Origin of the sequence: Sulfuritalea sp., from assembly GCF_031426875.1 — a bacterium.
GTDB lineage: Bacteria > Pseudomonadota > Gammaproteobacteria > Burkholderiales > Rhodocyclaceae > Sulfuritalea.
Genome location: NZ_JASJPC010000007.1, coordinates 40,845 through 57,036, shown reverse-complemented (window position 1 = coordinate 57,036; position 16,192 = coordinate 40,845). Strand labels below are relative to the sequence as shown.

General features: G+C 63.7%; 17 protein-coding genes. 12 read left to right on the top strand and 5 right to left on the bottom strand.

Annotated features, from left to right (window positions below):
* Positions 1–11 precede the first annotated feature (11 nt).
* On the top strand, positions 12–1,754 hold the full coding sequence (gene ggt / locus RMO95_RS03225) for a gamma-glutamyltransferase (RefSeq protein WP_310449152.1): 1,743 nt from the start codon (positions 12–14) through the stop codon (positions 1,752–1,754).
* Here the strand turns inward: ggt and murJ are convergent, their stop codons facing one another.
* Positions 1,755–3,290 carry a murein biosynthesis integral membrane protein MurJ gene (gene murJ, locus RMO95_RS03220; protein ID WP_310449151.1) on the bottom strand — a complete coding sequence of 512 codons (1,536 nt, stop codon included), beginning with the start codon at positions 3,288–3,290 and terminating at the stop codon, positions 1,755–1,757. It abuts the gene before it with no gap.
* Positions 3,291–3,393: 103 nt separating this feature from the next.
* Between murJ and rpsT the strand changes: the two genes are divergently transcribed.
* Positions 3,394–3,654, top strand: coding sequence for a 30S ribosomal protein S20 (gene rpsT / locus RMO95_RS03215; RefSeq protein WP_310449150.1), 261 nt, complete (start codon positions 3,394–3,396; stop codon positions 3,652–3,654).
* 159 nt (positions 3,655–3,813) lie between these two features.
* Here rpsT and RMO95_RS03210 read toward each other — a convergent pair whose 3' ends face one another.
* Both RMO95_RS03210 and RMO95_RS03205 read right to left on the bottom strand, forming a co-directional pair.
* Entirely contained in the window at positions 3,814–4,095 is a 282-nt protein-coding gene (locus RMO95_RS03210; protein ID WP_310449149.1) for a hypothetical protein, read from the bottom strand.
* A 31-nt stretch (positions 4,096–4,126) separates the two neighbouring features.
* Positions 4,127–4,882 (bottom strand): ParA family protein, encoded by a 756-nt coding sequence (locus tag RMO95_RS03205; RefSeq protein ID WP_310449148.1) that lies wholly within the window; start codon positions 4,880–4,882, stop codon positions 4,127–4,129.
* Between the two features lie 215 nt (positions 4,883–5,097).
* Between RMO95_RS03205 and RMO95_RS03200 the strand changes: the two genes are divergently transcribed.
* From RMO95_RS03200 to RMO95_RS03175, 6 genes are read left to right on the top strand one after another with little or no spacing between them, the layout of a single operon-like run.
* Positions 5,098–6,270: an aspartate aminotransferase family protein gene (locus tag RMO95_RS03200; RefSeq protein WP_310449147.1), complete on the top strand. Its 1,173-nt coding sequence runs from the start codon at positions 5,098–5,100 to the stop codon at positions 6,268–6,270.
* Between the two features lie 2 nt (positions 6,271–6,272).
* Positions 6,273–7,196: an ornithine carbamoyltransferase gene (argF, locus tag RMO95_RS03195; RefSeq protein WP_310449146.1), complete on the top strand. Its 924-nt coding sequence runs from the start codon at positions 6,273–6,275 to the stop codon at positions 7,194–7,196.
* A 10-nt stretch (positions 7,197–7,206) separates the two neighbouring features.
* Positions 7,207–8,475, top strand: coding sequence for an argininosuccinate synthase (locus RMO95_RS03190; RefSeq protein ID WP_310449145.1), 1,269 nt, complete (start codon positions 7,207–7,209; stop codon positions 8,473–8,475).
* A 32-nt stretch (positions 8,476–8,507) separates the two neighbouring features.
* Positions 8,508–8,717, top strand: coding sequence for a DUF2788 domain-containing protein (locus RMO95_RS03185; protein ID WP_310449144.1), 210 nt, complete (start codon positions 8,508–8,510; stop codon positions 8,715–8,717).
* A 1-nt stretch (position 8,718) separates the two neighbouring features.
* On the top strand, positions 8,719–9,030 hold the full coding sequence (locus RMO95_RS03180) for a pyrimidine/purine nucleoside phosphorylase (RefSeq protein ID WP_310449143.1): 312 nt from the start codon (positions 8,719–8,721) through the stop codon (positions 9,028–9,030).
* Positions 9,031–9,045: 15 nt separating this feature from the next.
* Positions 9,046–9,540, top strand: coding sequence for a YajQ family cyclic di-GMP-binding protein (locus RMO95_RS03175; protein ID WP_310449142.1), 495 nt, complete (start codon positions 9,046–9,048; stop codon positions 9,538–9,540).
* A 192-nt stretch (positions 9,541–9,732) separates the two neighbouring features.
* On the opposite strand, the gene RMO95_RS03170 is transcribed toward RMO95_RS03175, so the two are convergent.
* Positions 9,733–10,443, bottom strand: coding sequence for a type 1 glutamine amidotransferase (locus tag RMO95_RS03170; RefSeq protein ID WP_310449141.1), 711 nt, complete (start codon positions 10,441–10,443; stop codon positions 9,733–9,735).
* 55 nt (positions 10,444–10,498) lie between these two features.
* Here RMO95_RS03170 and RMO95_RS03165 point away from each other — a divergent pair, with 55 nt between their 5' ends.
* From RMO95_RS03165 to bktB, 3 genes are all read left to right on the top strand, one after another.
* Positions 10,499–11,068, top strand: coding sequence for a CoA pyrophosphatase (locus RMO95_RS03165; protein ID WP_310449140.1), 570 nt, complete (start codon positions 10,499–10,501; stop codon positions 11,066–11,068).
* A 184-nt stretch (positions 11,069–11,252) separates the two neighbouring features.
* Positions 11,253–12,188 carry a CobD/CbiB family protein gene (locus tag RMO95_RS03160; protein WP_310449139.1) on the top strand — a complete coding sequence of 312 codons (936 nt, stop codon included), beginning with the start codon at positions 11,253–11,255 and terminating at the stop codon, positions 12,186–12,188.
* A 22-nt stretch (positions 12,189–12,210) separates the two neighbouring features.
* Positions 12,211–13,398: a beta-ketothiolase BktB gene (bktB, locus tag RMO95_RS03155; RefSeq protein ID WP_310449138.1), complete on the top strand. Its 1,188-nt coding sequence runs from the start codon at positions 12,211–12,213 to the stop codon at positions 13,396–13,398.
* A gap of 247 nt (positions 13,399–13,645) precedes the next feature.
* Here bktB and mutL read toward each other — a convergent pair whose 3' ends face one another.
* Complete coding sequence (gene mutL, locus RMO95_RS03150) at positions 13,646–15,478, bottom strand: DNA mismatch repair endonuclease MutL (RefSeq protein ID WP_310449137.1); 1,833 nt, start codon at positions 15,476–15,478, stop codon at positions 13,646–13,648.
* 56 nt (positions 15,479–15,534) lie between these two features.
* Between mutL and RMO95_RS03145 the strand changes: the two genes are divergently transcribed.
* Positions 15,535–16,191, top strand: a complete 657-nt coding sequence (locus RMO95_RS03145; protein WP_310449136.1) for a DedA family protein — start codon at positions 15,535–15,537, stop codon at positions 16,189–16,191.
* The last annotated feature ends 1 nt before the right edge of the window (position 16,192 follow it).

The window sequence follows — 16,192 nt, the reverse complement described above, 5'->3', positions numbered from 1 at the left end:
TTCTTTGCAATATGTTTAATCGAACGGGCAGCCTGCGGGCTGCCCGTTTTTTCTTGGTGCTGGCCGTTCTGGCTGGCACCGCCCAGGCGTGGGCGCAGGGTGAGCAGCCGGAGGCGGCCAGCGGTTTTGCGCCGCGACCGGCGGTGGTCGGCAGCGCTTTCATGGCAGTGACTGCGAATGCCTATGCCACCGATGCCGCCGTGGAAATCCTGGAACTGGGCGGCAATGCACTGGATGCTGCCGTCGCCGCGCAATGGGTGTTGAACCTGGTCGAGCCGCAGTCCTCGGGTATCGGTGGCGGCGGCTTCATGCTGCACTGGGATGCGAGGCAGCAGCGGGTGTCGGCCTGGGATGGCCGCGAGACGGCTCCCCGTGGCGCCAGCGCCAACTTTGCGCGACGCGCGGACGGAAGTCCGGCAGGTTTCGGCGAACTATTGGCGACCGGCAGGGCAGTCGGCGTGCCAGGTCTGGTGGCCATGCTGGAAGCAGCGCACCGACGCCACGGCAAGCTGAGATGGGAACGCCTGATCCGACCGGCGCTGCGCTTGGCCGAGAACGGTTTTGTCATTTCGCCGCGTCTGCATCGACTGGTGCGCGATGATCAATTGCTGCGCAGCGATGCGGCGGCGCGGGCACTTTATTACACGAAGAGCGGCGAGGCGAAGCCGGTCGGCGAGATCCTGCGCAATCCGGAGTTCGCCGATGTCCTGCGCGCTGTTTCGGCGACGGGTGCAAATGCTTTGCATGAGGGGGAGTTGGCCGGCCGCATTGCCGCCGCGATCAGGCAGCGCGGGGGAGTGCTGACGACGGTGGACATGTCCGACTACCGGCCGCAACAGCGCGCTGCGCTCTGCGGCAAGTATCGTCGGTGGCGCATCTGCGGCATGCCGCCGCCTTCATCCGGTGGCATTGGCGTGCTGCAACTGTTGGGCCTGCTGGAACGCAGCGGGCCGCCAGCAGATGATCCGGCCGGCCCGGATGCGGTGCATCTGTTCGCCGAAGCGGGGCGCCTGACTTACGCCGATCGGGCGCGCTACCTGGCCGATCCGGATTTCGTTGACGTGCCGCAGCGCGCGCTGCTTGATTCCCGGTACCTGGAGCGGCGCTCGCGCCTGATCAAGCGCGAGCGCAGCATGGGTGTCGCCCAGCCGGGAGAACTTCCGGCCGGTCGCGCGCAGGCCGACGATGACGCGCCCGAACTGCCGGCGACGACGCATGTTTCGATTGTCGACCGGGCCGGCAATGCCGTGGCGCTGACCAGCTCGATCGAAAGCGCTTTCGGCAGCCGCATACAGGTCGGAGGCTTCCTGCTCAACAATCAGCTCACCGACTTTTCCGTAGCTGCCGAGCGCGACGGCAAGCCTGTCGCCAACCGCCTGGAGCCGGGCAAGCGGCCCCTGTCTTCGATGGCGCCGACCCTGGTCTTCGATGCCGGCGGGCGGCTCCATGCCGTGCTGGGTTCTCCCGGCGGCAGCCGCATCATCAACTATGTGGCGCGGACCCTGGTCGCGCTGCTCAACGGCCAGACGGACCCCGCGGCGGTGCTGGCTCTGCCGCATGTCGGCAACCGCAACGGGGCGACCGAAATCGAGCGCGGCCGTGTCCCGGACGCCTTGGCGCAGGAGCTGGAAAGGCGTGGCCATGCGGTGCAGCGCAGCGACATGACCAGCGGTCTGCACCTGATCGTGCGCAGCGCCGAGGGTTGGTTGGGCGCGGTCGATCCGCGTCGCGAAGGTGTCGCCCGCGGCGATTGACTAGGCGGCTTTGCGCCGAAAATCGCGCAAGCGAAAACCGAGCAGCCACAGGGTGGCGAAATAGCCGGCGATTCCGCCCAGAACCACGCCCGCCAGGCGCAGTACGCGCTGGCTGCCGCTCATCGCCAGCCACGCCGCATCCCGGCCGCTGGCAAACCACAACACGCCACCCAGCACGATCAGCGCGGCGACGAGTTTCAGCGTGAACCCACCCCACCCCGGTCGCGGCTGGTAGACGCCGCGCCGGCGCAAGCCGCGCCAGAGCAGTCCGGCATTGACGCAGGAGGCGAGGCCGATCGACAAGGCCAGCCCGGCATGCTTGAGCCAGCCGATGAAGGCAATGTTCATCAGTTGCGTGAGCGCCAGCGTAAGCAGGGCGATCTTCACCGGCGTACGGATGTCCTGGCGGGCATAGAAGCCCGGGGCCAGCACCTTGACCAGGATCAGCCCGGTCAGGCCGATCGAATAGGCGACCAGCGCCTCGCGGGTGCGCAGCACATCGGCAGCGGCAAATGCACCGTACTGAAACAGGGTCGCCAGCAGCGGTACCGCCAGCATGGCCAGCGCCAGCGAGGCCGGCAGGGTCAACATCAAGGTCAGGCGCAGGCCCCAGTCGAGCAATGCCGAAAAGTCCTCTGTATTGCCGTTGGCATGGGTCTTGGCGAGGCTCGGCAGCAGTATGGTCCCCAGCGCCGCACCGAGCAGTCCGGCCGGGAATTCCATCAGACGATCGGCATAGTAGAGCCATGAGACGCTGCCGTTTTCGAGGAAGGAGGCGAAGATGGTGTTGATCAGCAGGCTGATCTGCGCCACGGAAACGCCCAGCACGGCCGGTGCCATGAGCTTGAGAATGCGCTGCACGCCCTCGTCCCGCCAGGCCAGGTCGAAGCGCGGCAACATGCCGATCTTCGCCAAGGCGGGCAACTGGATTGCCAGTTGCAGCGCGCCACCCAGAAACACCGCCCAGGCCAGCGCCAGCACCGGCGGATCGAACCACGGTGCGGCGATCAGTGCCATGCCGATGAAGGACAGGTTCAGCAGGACCGGCGTGAAGGCCGGCAGGGCAAACCGGCTCCAGGTGTTGAGGATGCCGGCTGCCAACGCCACCAGCGACATGAACAGGATGTAGGGGAAGGTGATCCGGGTCAGTTCCACGGTGAGCTGGAACTTCTCGGCATCGGCGGCGAAGCCGGGTGCGGTCACCGCGATCAGTATGGGGGCCGCGGCCATGCCGAGCGCGGTGACCGCGATCAGGATCAGGAACAGCACGCTGGCGACGCGATCGACCAGGCTCTTGGTTTCCTCGTCGCCGCGGCGACCGCGGTATTCCGCCAGCACGGGGACGAAAGCCTGGGAGAAGGCGCCCTCGGCAAACAGGCGGCGCAGCAGGTTGGGCAGGCGGAAGGCGACGAAGAAGGCGTCGGTCATCATGCCGGCGCCGAAACTGCGGGCGATCACGAAGTCGCGGACAAATCCCAGAATTCGGGACAGCAGGGTTATCCCGCTGACGGTGGCCAGAGCACGGAGCAGATTCATCGCCTGTATGGTATCCGGGATGTCGCGGGCAGAAGCTGCTTGCAATGGGAGGAAGACCCCCCTATAATCACGCGCTTTCCCAAGATCTACCGGATATCGACACATGGCCAATACCGTCCAAGCCCGCAAACGTGCCCGTCAAGCGACCGAGCAGCGCGCTCATAACATGAGCCTGCGTTCGACGTTGCGTACCGCAATCAAGAAGGTACGCAAGGCGATCGACGCTGGCGACAAGACCGCGGCGCAGGCAGTGTTCAAGGAGTCGCAGCCGATCATCGACTCGATTGCCGACAAGAACATCGTGCACAAGAACCTCGCTGCGCGTTCGAAGAGCCGCCTCTCGGCTGCCATCAAGGCACTCTGAACGCCCAGTATCAAGGGTTCCGAAAAAAGGCTGCCTCGATAATCGAGGCGGCCTTTTTTTATTTGCCGCAGCCTGTCTGGATATCCGTATAACCACGTATGGCATACTGATTTGTGAAATCCCCTGCTAAATTATATAAATAGGTTGAGTTTGCCGAAGTCACTGCATATAATCACCTGACTTCATTGAAGTGAAAGGGGTTTTATGCAATCCCATCAGTTCATAAAATATGCATTTCGTATCAAGACCCGGCTTGGCGTGGTTGTGGATAATTTGATGATCCATGGCCGCGACGAGCACGAAGCCCAGCGCAAGCTGCGGCAGGTGTATCACGATTGCCAGATTCTGGAATGTGTTTGCCACCACGGCAGCGTTCGGGTCCCGGTGGCCAGCTTCGAGGAAGTCGCAAACCTCATCGTTCGCTGAGCTTGCGTCAGGCATCAGCCACGCTCCGGTTGGCGCTACCGGAGTTTCAGAGAAATCGCGCCGTCCGTAATTCTTCCAGCAAGGCCAGATAGTCCAGGGCTCCCCGACTGGACGCGTTGTGGCTGAATATGTCGCGACTCATGGCCGGCGCCTCCGCGATGGCGACATTCTCCGAAATCACTGTTTCGCATAGCTCGGCACCGAACTGCCGGCGCAGACGATCCTGGATCTCGAAGCTCATCCTGCGCCGCCGGTCGAAGCGTGTCAGCAGGTAACGGCGTTCGATACGCCGCTTGATTACCGGCTCCAGCGCCTTCAGTGTGTGCTCGATCTGCAGGGCGCCGCGCAGGGACAGATAGTCCGAGGACACGGGAACCAATATCCTGTCCGCGGCAAAAATCGCATTGAGCGACAGCACGCCAAGAAATGGACAGCAGTCGATCATGGTGACGCTTTCGCCGCCAGCCCCTTCCAGCGCCTGCAAGCCGTTGTTGAGCCGGTTGAGGATGGCCGGCCCCTTGCCGAAGATGGAATCGACCTTGATCAGTTCGGCATGCGCCGGGATCAGGCGACCTACCCCGTTCCAGAATACGGCGAGTTCATCGAGCGGCCGGTTGTCCTGATACAGCGCGAACACACTGTTGTGAGCCTCGCCCAGTGCTTGGCCATGTATCGCTGTCAGATGCGCCTGGGGATCGAGGTCGATCAGCAAGCCAGGTACGGAATTCCTTGCCAATGCGGCGGCGAGATTGAGTGCAGTAGTCGTCTTGCCGACCCCGCCCTTCTGATTGAATATCGCCATCCGCACTGCCGAATCCTCCGCTGTGCTGCTCTGTACAGGGGCAAATTTTTCACTTAGTATAGAGGCGTTTTCAAGCACGGCGGCCGCGTTGCTCTTCGGCCGCCGTATGTTTTTTGCGTGGAGCTTTTAGTTGCGGTCGCGGTGCTAAACAACGATAAGCGCCGATAAGGCCGGCATTACCCTACACTGAAACTACGTTTTCGCGGAGTGCATTCATGCCGCATCTGATGAATACCTATGGGCGGCTGCCGGTTGCCTTTACCCACGGCGAGGGCTGCCGGCTGTTCGACGAGCAGGGCAAGGCCTACCTCGACGCCCTGGCTGGAATCGCGGTCAATACGCTGGGCCACAATCATCCTCGACTGGTGAAGGTGTTGCGCGAGCAGGTCGGCCGTCTCATTCACACATCGAACCTGTATCGCATCAGCGAGGCCGAAGCCGCTTCCGATCGGCTTGCCGCGCTGTCCGGCATGGATGAAGTGTTTTTCTGCAATTCGGGTTGCGAAGCCAATGAAGCGGCGATCAAACTGGCGCGGCTGTATGGACACCAACGCGGTATCGAGCAACCAGCGATCATCGTCATGGAGCAGGCTTTCCACGGCCGCACCCTGGCAACGCTTTCCGCCACCGGCAATCGTAAGGTGCAGGCGGGTTTCGAGCCGCTGGTGACCGGGTTTGTGCGTGTGCCGTTCGACGACTTCGCTGCGATCGAGCAACTGGCCGAGCGCAACCCGAACATTGTGGCGGTGCTGTTCGAGCCGATTCAGGGTGAAGGCGGCATCAACCTTGCGCACAAGGATTTCATGCGTTCGCTGCGGCAGGTCTGCGATCAGAAGGAATGGCTGTTCATGGTGGACGAGGTGCAGTGCGGCATCGGTCGCACCGGCGTCTGGTTCGCGCATCAGCATGCCGGCATCGTTCCCGACGTCATGACCCTGGCGAAGGGGCTGGGCTCCGGCGTGCCGATCGGCGCCTGCCTTGCGACGGGACGCGCCGCCGGCGTATTCAAGCCCGGCAATCATGGTTCCACCTTCGGCGGCAATCCGCTGGCCTGCGTCGCCGCATTGACCACGCTGGATGTCATAGAAGCCGACGGCCTCATGGCGCATGCGGCCAAACTCGGCGAAGCGATTCGCAACGGTCTGCGCGAAGGCTTATCCGGCATTCCGGGCGTGGTCGAGGTGCGCGGTGACGGCTTGATGATAGGCGTCGAGCTGGATCGCCCCTGCGGCGACCTGGTCCAGCGCGGCCTGGCGGCCGGCCTGCTGATCAATGTCACCGCGGACAAGGTCGTCCGCCTGTTGCCGGCCCTGGTCATGAGCGACGCCGAAGGGGCGGAACTGGTCGCCGCCCTGGTTGCCCTGATCAAAGAGTTTCTCGGAGCCTGATCATGGCGGCGCCGCGGCATTTTCTGCAATTCAAGGATCTTTCCGGCGACGAACTCGATTACCTGTTCGAGCGTTCGCGCATCATCAAGGCACGCTTCAAGTCCTACCAGCGCCACTGGCCGCTGCAGGACCGTACCCTGGTGATGATCTTCGAGAAGGCCAGCACCCGCACTCGCCTCTCCTTCGAGGCCGGCATGCATCAGCTTGGCGGCTCGGCGATCTACCTGAATACGCGCGATTCGCAGCTCGGTCGCGGCGAGCCGGTGGAGGATGCTGCCCAGGTGATATCGCGCATGAGCGACATTGTCATGATCCGCACCTTCGAGCAGGACATCATCCAGCGCTTTGCCAGGCATTCGCGGGTGCCGGTGATCAACGGCCTGACCAACGAATACCACCCCTGTCAAATACTGGCCGACATCTTCACCTTCATCGAGCACCGCGGTCCGATTCGGGGCAAGACGGTGGCCTGGATCGGCGATTCGAACAATGTCTGCAACACCTGGCTGCAGGCCGCGGAAGTCCTCGATTTCAATGTCCATGTATCGACCCCGCCCGGCTACGAAGTCGAAGCGGAGCGCGCCGGCCTCTATGGCACGGGCCACTTCGAGCAGTTTGCCGATCCGATGGATGCCGCGCGCGGAGCCGATCTGGTCACCACCGATGTGTGGACCTCGATGGGCTTCGAAGCCGAGAACGATGAGCGTCTGCGCGACTTCGCCGATTGGCAGGTCGATGCCGAAATGATGCGCGCTGCAAAGCCGGATGCGGTGTTCATGCACTGCCTGCCCGCGCATCGCGGCGAGGAAGTCACCGCCGACGTGATCGACGGGCCGCAAAGCGTGGTCTGGGACGAGGCCGAGAACCGGCTGCACACGCAGAAAGCACTTATGGAATTCCTGCTCCTGGGCAGGGTGAATGACTGAGGAAAGATCGATGAGCGCGGCAAAGAAATCAAGCAGCAAGGAAAACAACAAGGTCGTCCTCGCCTATTCGGGCGGACTGGATACCTCGGTGATCCTCAAGTGGTTGCAGGACACCTACAACTGCGAGGTGGTGACCTTCACCGCCGACTTGGGCCAGGGCGAGGAACTGGAACCGGCGCGCGCCAAGGCGCTGCAGATGGGCATCAAGCCGAAGAACATTTTCATCGACGATTTGCGCGAGGAGTTCGTTCGCGATTTCGTCTTCCCGATGTTCCGCTGCAACACCGTCTATGAAGGCGAATACCTGCTCGGCACCTCGATTGCGCGGCCGCTGATCGCCAAGCGCCTGGTCGAGATCGCGAAGAAGACCGGCGCCAACTCGATCTCCCACGGCGCCACCGGCAAGGGCAACGACCAGGTCCGCTTCGAACTCGGGGCCTATGCGCTGATGCCCAATGTCAAGGTCATTGCGCCGTGGCGCGAGTGGGATCTGCTTTCGCGCGAGAAGCTGATGGCCTACGCAGAGAAGCACGGCATTCCGGTCGAGATGAAGCACAAGAAGGGCGGCTCGCCCTATTCGATGGATGCCAACCTGCTGCACATCTCCTACGAAGGCCGCCACCTTGAAAATCCTGGCGCCGAAGCCGAGGAATCGATGTGGCGCTGGACCGTGTCGCCCGAGAAGGCGCCGGACAAGGCCGAGTATCTGGATCTCCAATTCAAGTGCGGCGATCTGGTTGCCATCAACGGCAAGAAAATGAAGGCCCACGAACTGCTCGGCACGCTCAATCAACTGGGCGGCAAGCATGGCATCGGCCGCCTCGACCTGGTCGAGAACCGCTACGTCGGCATGAAATCGCGCGGCTGCTACGAAACTCCGGGCGGCAGCATCCTGCTGCGTGCGCATCGCGCCATCGAGTCGGTCTGCCTCGACCGCGAAGAGGCGCATCTCAAGGATGACCTGATGCCGCGCTACGCCAGCCTGATCTACAACGGCTACTGGTGGAGTCCGGAGCGCCGCGCCCTGCAGGCATTGATCGACCACACCCAGCAGCACGTCAACGGCTGGGTCCGCCTCAAGCTCTACAAGGGCAACGTGATCGTGGTCAGCCGCGATTCGAAGTCCGATTCGCTGTTCGACCCGACCATCGCCACCTTCGAGGACGACGCCGGCGCCTACAACCAGAAGGACGCCCACGGCTTCATCCGCCTCAATGCGCTGCGCCTGCGCATTGGCGCAAACAGGACCGAGAGCCGGGCCGGCAAGAAGAAGGGCTGACGAAGCACCGAGGGTAGACGGATTACGCGCCGATGTTCGGCATTTCGGAGGAGCAACTGACAGAGTTCGGCATGACGTTCGGCCTTGGCGCCTTCATGCTCTACATGCTGTTCATCATCGGCGAACTGGCCTGGAAGTCGAAGGCGGGCAAGCTTGGCACCTTCATCCTGTTCTTTGTCCTGTCGTTCGGCATGCTCGGTTTCGTCGCCAAGTTCATCATCCAAAAAATGTGGGGAATCTGATATGTCGCAATTCGATAATGTCGCAGTGTTCAAGAAGGCCAATGTGTATTTCGACGGCAAGTGCGTGAGCCACACCGTGCAGCTCGCTGACGGCACGAAGAAGAGCGTCGGCGTGATCATGCCGGCGACCCTGACCTTCAACACCGGCGTGCCGGAAATCATGGAATGCGTCTCCGGCGTCTGCCGCTATCGCATCAAGGGCGAGGACTGGAAGACCAGCGGCGCCGGGCAAAGCTTCACGGTGCCGGGCAATTCGAGCTTCGATATCGAAGTCGCCGGTGAGCCCTACCATTACGTTTGCCATTTCGCCTGATCCGGAGAGAGCGCCATGCCTTCATTCGACATCACTTCCGAAGCCGACTTGGTGGCGCTGAAGAACGCCGTGGACGTGGCGGGGCGCCACATTGGCAACCGCTATGACTTCAAGGGCACCTCGGCGCGCGCCGAGCTGAACGAGAAGGACAAGACCATCACGCTGCATGGCGATTCCGAGTTCCAGCTCAGCCAGATCAAGGACATCCTGTTTCCGGAAATGGAAAAAAAGGAACGCGAAAGCACCAAGCGGCTCGATCACGGTCCGGTGCAGTCGGTCGGCGGCAACAAGTCCAAGCAGGAACTCAAGATCAAGGTCGGCATCGAGCAGGAACTGGCCAAGCAGATCGTCAAGCTGATCAAGGACAGCAAGATCAAGGTCCAGGCCAGCATCCAGGGCGACGCCGTGCGCGTCACCGGTGCCAAGCGCGACCTGCTACAGGAAGCCATCGCGCTGGTGAAGAAGTCGATCACCGACTTTCCCTTGCAGTACGGCAACTTCAGGGACTGAGATCTTACGAATCAACCTACTGCGCGAGCCGGATCGGGGCTTGGGCGGTCCTCATGTACAAACTCGTACATTCCGGTAGCTGTGCTCCGGCCGCACCCCGCTGCGGCCCGCGGCTACGCCCCGAAGGAAGTCCCCTTGGGGGACGGTTGCTTCATAAGCTAGGGCAATCGCCGTACCGCCAGCGCCAACTCTTCAATCTTCGCGCAAGCCGCCGATCCAGTGCGCATAGAGCCGGTCGGCGACGGCGCGCATCGCCGCGATGCGCGGCTCCATGTCGGTCAGCATCTGCTGCGGCGTCTGCACCGAGGCCGAGGGCGGAACCCCTTCTGCTGCCCATTGCTGACACCAACTTCGGATCATCGTCTCGGTCATCTCAACATGGCATTGCATGCCCAGATGCGGGCCGCGCACGAAGGCCTGGTTGGCGCAGTGGGCGTTGCCGAGAATGCGTGTCGCGCCGGGCGGGATGCTGAAAGCCTCGCCGTGCCAGTGGAATGCTTCGAAGCCGGCGCTGTCGCCCAGCCAATCGACTGCCAGCTGTGCGGCGGCAGGGGTCACCGCCACCCGGCCCCAGCCGATTTCCTTGACCGGATTGCGGCCCACCGTGCCGCCGAAGGCGCTGGCCATGAGCTGCCCGCCGAGGCAGTGGCCGATGACCGGGATACCCAGGCGGTCAGCGGCGCGGATGAGTTCAAGTTCCTGCGGGATCCACGCCAGCTCGTCATTCACGCTCATCGGCCCGCCCATCAGACAAAGCCCGGAGAACTCGTCGGGGGTTGGCGGTGGCGCCACGCCCTCGTCGATCCTGAACAACGTCCACGGCAGGGAGTGGCGGTCGAGGAATGTGGCAAAATAGCCCGGCCCCTCGCCGGGGCTATGACGGAATATTGCGATCGGTTTCATGCCGGAGTCTCTTGTTAACGCAGGCCCGAATTCTAACGGAGGCTTGCTTTCCCTGATGCGTCGTCGATTCAGCGAAGGCCTTGTCGCGTCCCCCGTAATCGAATCCTGGGTCGCCGCCGAGAAGGAGCTGATTGCCGCCGCCGTGCTGGTGCCGGTGGTGGTACGCGAAACCGGGCTGACCATGCTGCTGACCCAGCGCACTGCGCACCTGCGCGACCACGCCGGACAAGTCAGTTTCCCCGGCGGACGCTGCGAAGCCAGCGATGCCTCACCCGAAGCTACTGCCTTGCGCGAAGCCGAGGAAGAGGTCGGCCTGGCGGCGTCGCAAATCGAAATTCTCGGCCGCCTGCCGGAATACCGCACCGGCACCGGCTTTGTCATCACCCCGGTGGTGGGGCTGGTGACGCCGCCCTTGAACCTGAAGCTCGACGATTTCGAGGTGGCCGAAGCTTTCGAGCCGCCGCTCGAATTCCTCCTCGACAGCGCCAACCATCAGCGCCAGACTATCGAAGTGCGCGGCGTCCGGCACGAATACTGGGCGATGCCGTGGCAGGGTTATTTCATCTGGGGTGCGACCGCCGGCATGCTGGTGACCTTGCACCGTCTGCTGTATTCGGGGACATGAGCACCCGCCGCCGGGCCGCCCCAAGGGGGGGGCAGCCAACATACGGAGCCGCGCAGCGGCGAACCACCGTCATCCCCTGCCTTGGGGCGAAGGCAGGGTTTCGCGGAGCATTGCTCCGCGCTGCCGCAGCCGGCCGGCTATGCAGAGCCGGCCGTGGGATCGGGGCCGGGGGGAGGGCAGTTCAATGAGTTTGATTTCGATCGTCATCGCCCTGATCATCGAACAGCTGCATGCGCTCCCGGTGCAGCGCGCGGTGCGCGATCCCCTGGCGCGGATGGCGGAGTTTCTGGAGGACAAGTTCAACGACGGCGGCCGCAGCCACGGGGCGATCGCCTGGGGACTGGGAGCGGCGCTGCCGGCCGCCTTGCTGTCGCTGCTGTATGCCTTGCTGATGGTCTTCCAGCCGCTGCTGGGGTTTCTGCTGGGCATCGGCGTGCTGTACCTGACCATGGGCTTTCGCCAGTTCAGCCATTTCTTCACCAATATTCACCTGGCGCTGCGGGTCGGCGACATCGAGCAGGCGCGGCAACTGCTCGCGCAATGGCGCGGAGGCGCCGGCGACCGCCTGACTTCCGGCGAAATCGCGCGGCTGGCGATCGAGCAGGCCCTGCTCGCGTCGCATCGCCATGTCTTTGCACCGCTGCTGTGGTTCGCCGTACTGGGTCCGGCGGGGGCCTTGTTCTACAGGCTGGCGCATTCGCTCGACGAACATTGGGGCAAGCGCAGCGAGCAGGAGTTCGGCGAGTTCGGCCAATTCGCGCATCAGGCCTTTGCCTTCATTGACTGGCTGCCCTTGCGCGTCACCGCCGCGGCCTTTGCCGTGGTCGGCGATTTCGAGGATGCAGTGTATTGCTGGCGAAATCAGGCCGATCTATGGCCCGACGGCGGCTCCGGTATACTGCTGGCCAGCGGTGCCGGCGCGCTGGGCGTACGCCTGGGGATGCCGGTACATGACGTAATTCAAGACACGGGCGACGCGAGCGATCGCCCGGAACTGGGATTGGGGGAGGACGCCGATCCCGACTTCATGCAGAGCACCATAGGCCTCGTCTGGCGCAGTCTCGTGCTCGGTTTGGCAGTGCTGGCCCTGGTCTGGATTTCCAGCTGGGTCGGCAGTTGATATCTAATTTAGGAGTTTTGTAATGGCTGACAAGAGAGAAGTCGTTGTACTGAGTGCCGTTCGTGCCGCGGTCGGCACCTTCATGGGTTCGCTGTCCGGCATGGAACCCGCCGACCTCGGTGGTCTGGTGGTCAAGGAGGCTATCGCCCGTTCCGGCGTCGATCCCAAGGCCATTACTTTTGCCACCGTGGGCAACGTGATCCCCACCGAAGCCCGCTACCCCTACGTCGCGCGCAATGCCACGATCCAGGGCGGCATGAGCATGGAATCGGTCACCTTCGCCGTGAATCGCCTCTGCGGTTCCTCGCAGCAGGCCATCGTCAGCTCGGCCCAGGCGATCCTGCTCGGCGATGCCGACTTCGCCCTCGGCGGCGGCGTCGAAGTCATGTCGCGCGGCGCTTACCTGTCCCCGGCGATGCGTTCCGGCGCGCGCATGGGCGACACCAAGATGATCGATGCCATGGTCTCCGCGCTGACCGATCCCTTCGGCGCCGGCCACATGGGCATCACCGCCGAGAACCTGGCCAAGAAGCACGGCTTCACGCGCGAGCAGCAAGACGAATTCGCCTGCGAATCGCAGCGCCGTGCCGCCGCCGCCGTCGCTGCCGGCTACTTCAAGGAACAGATCGTGCCGATCACGCTGAAGACCCGCAAGGGCGACGTGGTGTTCGATACCGACGAGCACATCAAGGCCAACACCACCATGGAATCGCTGGCCAAGATGAAGCCGGCCTTCGACAAGAACGGCACCGTCACCGCCGGCAATGCGTCCGGCATCAATGACGGCGCCGGCTTCCTGGTGCTGGCCGATGCGGCCAAGGCCGCTTCCGGCGGCCACAAGGCGATGGCCCGTCTGGTGTCCTACGGCATCGGCGGCGTGTCGCACGAAGTCATGGGCGAAGGCCCGATCCCGTCGACCCTCATCGCGCTGGCCAAGGCCGGCCTCAAGATCGACGACATCGGCGTGGTCGAGTCCAACGAAGCCTTTGCCGCCCAGTCGCTGACCGTGGCCAAGGTGCTCGGCCTCGATCCGAAGAAGACCAACCCGAACGGCGGCGCGATCGCCATCGGCCATCCGATCGGCGCTTCCGGCGCGGTGATCATCACCAAGGCCCTCTACGAAGCGCGTCGCGTCGGCAGCAAGTACTGCCTCGCCACCATGTGCATCGGCGGCGGCCAGGGCATCACCACGATCTGGGAAATGATTTAAGCCGGATCGGGTTTCACCTCATAAAAAAGCCCGGCAATGCCGGGCTTTTTTCGTATACGGCGCCCTAGTACGCAGACATGTTGAAACCGATGGATGTAGGAGCGAGCTTGCTCGCGACAACGGCTTATCGCGAGCAAGCTCGCTCCTACAGGGAATGCGCCTTTCCTTGTTGACTGACTATCAGGGCGCGGTGCCGCCAGCGCTGACTTTGCGCGCTGGCCGCCTTATTGGCCTTATCGTCGCCGCGTCAGCGTCCGCGCATGAACAGGCGGTCGAGTTCCGTCATGGACAGCTGAACCCAGGTCGGCCGGCCGTGGTTGCACTGGTCGGCGCGCTCGGTTTCTTCCATCTGGCGCAGCAGGGCGTTCATTTCGGGCAGAGTCAGCAGCCGGTGCGCGCGCACCGCACCATGGCAGGCCATGGTCGCCAGCAGTTCGTTGCGCCGGGTCTCCACCACGCGGCTGGCGGGATGCTCGGCCAGATCCTTGAGCAGCGAGCGCACCAGCTCGACCGCGTTGCCGCCCGCCAGCAGCGCGGGCAGGCCGCGCACGGCGAGCTCGCGCGGGCCGGCGGCGGCGACGGCAAAGCCGAGCTGGGCCAGCGCCTCGGCCTGTTCGCTCGCGGTGGCCATTTCGGCTTCGCTGGCCGACAGCAGCAGCGGCACCAGCACGGCTTGCGTCGCCGGCGGTCCGGCGTCGAGACTGGTTTTCAGCTTTTCGTAGAGGATGCGTTCGTGCGCGGCATGCATGTCCACCAGCACCAGGCCGCCGGCATTCTGGGCCAGGATGTAGACGCCGTGGAGTTGCGCGATGGCGTAGCCGAGCAGCGGTGCGCCGCCGTTCTGATGCGCGCCAAGAGTTGGCGCTGGCGACACGGCGTTGGGGCTGTCGGCAGCGTCGGCGAATGCCGCGCGGGCGAATTCGAGGTAGGCACGCGCCGCCGGCTCTTCCACGCTCAGTCCCGACTGGCGCGCGTAGGAGAAAGCCGAGGGCACGTAGGCCGTTGCGGCCGGCGCCGTCTCCACCGAGCTCGCTGCGCCGGACAGCGGCGTCGCCAGCGTGCGCTGCAGCGCATGGAAGATGAACTGGTGTATGCCGCGCGCATCGCGAAAGCGCACCTCGGTCTTCGCCGGATGCACATTGACATCGACGCCGGCCGGGTCGAGTTCGAGGAACAGCACGTAGGCCGGGTGGCGCTGTCCGTGCAGGATGTCGGCCCAGGCCTGGCGCGCGGCATGGGTCAGCAGCTTGTCGCGCACATAACGGCCATTGACGAAGAAATACTGCTCGTCGCGTCCCGCGCGCGAATAGGCCGGCAGCGCGGCGAGGCCGGACAGCCGCAGCGGCCCCGCGCTGGCATCGAGCGGGCGCGCATGCGGGAAGAACTCCTCGCCGATGATTTCCCGTGCGCGCCTTGCAAAGTTGGCGCTGGCGAGACGGCGTTTTGCGCTGCCGTTGTGGGAGAGGGTAAAGGCGACGTCGGGCCGTGCCAGCGCCATGCGCCGCAGCACTTCGTCGCAGTGGGCGAATTCGGTGGTCTCGGTCTTGAGGAACTTGCGCCGCGCCGGAGTGTTGAAATACAGGTCGGCAACCTCGATCACCGTGCCGCCGCCCAGCGCCGCCGGTTCCACCCGATAGCGCGCCGCGCGCCGCGCGGCGGAAATATCGTCGCCCCCTTCCTCGGGAAGGGGGACGGGGGGATGGTTCTGTATGCGCCAGCCGTGCGCCGAATCTGGCGCGCGACTGGTCAGCGTGACGCGCGCCACAGATGCGATCGAGGCCAGCGCCTCGCCGCGAAAGCCGTAGCTGGCGACCCGTTCCAGGTCGTCGAGGCTGGCGATCTTGCTCGTGGCGTGGCGCGCCAGGGCCAGCGGCAGGTCCTCGGGGCCGATGCCGGCGCCGTCGTCGGCGACGCGGATCAGGCGCACGCCGCCTTCTTCGAGCTGAACTTCGATTTTCGTGGCGCCGGCATCGAGGCTGTTTTCCAGCAGTTCCTTGAGCACCGACGCGGGACGTTCGACCACCTCGCCGGCGGCGATCTGGCTGATCAGGAGGTCCGGCAGCGGCTTGATGATTCCCATGGGGTGAGGATTATAGCTTCCGGTAAAATCACGCTTTCTCTCGACATCGCTGCCCCGTGGAACTTCTCGCCCAATTTATCGACATCGTCCTGCATGTGGACAAGTATCTGGCCACGCTGCTGGCCCAGTACGGCACCTGGATTTACGCGATTCTGTTTCTCATCGTGTTTTGCGAAACCGGCCTCGTCGTCACGCCCTTTCTGCCCGGCGATTCGCTGCTGTTCGTTGCCGGCGCGCTGGCCGCCACAAGTGGCGGCGGCTTCGACATCGGTGCCGTGATTGCCGTGCTGCTGACAGCGGCGATTCTCGGCGACAACACCAATTACTGGATCGGCCGCTGGGCCGGCAAGCGCATCCTGGCCTGGGGCGAAAAGTCGCGCTTTTTCAATCGCAAGGCCTTCGACGTGACCCACGCCTATTACGAGAAGCATGGCGGCAAGACCATGCTGGTGGCGCGCTTCATGCCCTTCGTGCGCACCTTTGCGCCCTTCGTCGCGGGGGTGGCCAACATGACCTACCCGCGCTACTTTTTGTTTGACCTTGCGGGCGCGGTGCTGTGGGTGGTCTCGCTCTGCCTCGCCGGCTACTGGTTCGGCAATCTGCCATGGGTCAAGGCGAATCTTTCCGTGATTGTGTTTGGCACCATTGGTCTGTCGCTGGTGCCGCTGGTTCTGGCGTGGCTGCGTCAGCGCATTGCGACGAAGGCCTCCTGAA

Excerpts from the sequence above, each read along its gene's own strand:
- RMO95_RS03205 (WP_310449148.1), bottom strand. The coding sequence starts at position 4,882 with ATGGCGATATTCAATCAGAAGGGCGGGGTCGGCAAGACGACTACTGCA.
- RMO95_RS03210 (WP_310449149.1), bottom strand. The coding sequence starts at position 4,095 with ATGCCTGACGCAAGCTCAGCGAACGATGAGGTTTGCGACTTCCTCGAA.
- RMO95_RS03170 (WP_310449141.1), bottom strand. The coding sequence starts at position 10,443 with ATGAAACCGATCGCAATATTCCGTCATAGCCCCGGCGAGGGGCCGGGC.
- RMO95_RS03200 (WP_310449147.1), top strand. The coding sequence starts at position 5,098 with ATGCCGCATCTGATGAATACCTATGGGCGGCTGCCGGTTGCCTTTACC.
- RMO95_RS03165 (WP_310449140.1), top strand. The coding sequence starts at position 10,499 with ATGCGTCGTCGATTCAGCGAAGGCCTTGTCGCGTCCCCCGTAATCGAA.
- mutL (WP_310449137.1), bottom strand. The coding sequence starts at position 15,478 with ATGGGAATCATCAAGCCGCTGCCGGACCTCCTGATCAGCCAGATCGCC.
- rpsT (WP_310449150.1), top strand. The coding sequence starts at position 3,394 with ATGGCCAATACCGTCCAAGCCCGCAAACGTGCCCGTCAAGCGACCGAG.
- RMO95_RS03160 (WP_310449139.1), top strand. The coding sequence starts at position 11,253 with ATGAGTTTGATTTCGATCGTCATCGCCCTGATCATCGAACAGCTGCAT.
- bktB (WP_310449138.1), top strand. The coding sequence starts at position 12,211 with ATGGCTGACAAGAGAGAAGTCGTTGTACTGAGTGCCGTTCGTGCCGCG.
- ggt (WP_310449152.1), top strand. The coding sequence starts at position 12 with ATGTTTAATCGAACGGGCAGCCTGCGGGCTGCCCGTTTTTTCTTGGTG.
- murJ (WP_310449151.1), bottom strand. The coding sequence starts at position 3,290 with ATGAATCTGCTCCGTGCTCTGGCCACCGTCAGCGGGATAACCCTGCTG.
- RMO95_RS03175 (WP_310449142.1), top strand. The coding sequence starts at position 9,046 with ATGCCTTCATTCGACATCACTTCCGAAGCCGACTTGGTGGCGCTGAAG.
- argF (WP_310449146.1), top strand. The coding sequence starts at position 6,273 with ATGGCGGCGCCGCGGCATTTTCTGCAATTCAAGGATCTTTCCGGCGAC.
- RMO95_RS03185 (WP_310449144.1), top strand. The coding sequence starts at position 8,508 with ATGTTCGGCATTTCGGAGGAGCAACTGACAGAGTTCGGCATGACGTTC.
- RMO95_RS03190 (WP_310449145.1), top strand. The coding sequence starts at position 7,207 with ATGAGCGCGGCAAAGAAATCAAGCAGCAAGGAAAACAACAAGGTCGTC.
- RMO95_RS03180 (WP_310449143.1), top strand. The coding sequence starts at position 8,719 with ATGTCGCAATTCGATAATGTCGCAGTGTTCAAGAAGGCCAATGTGTAT.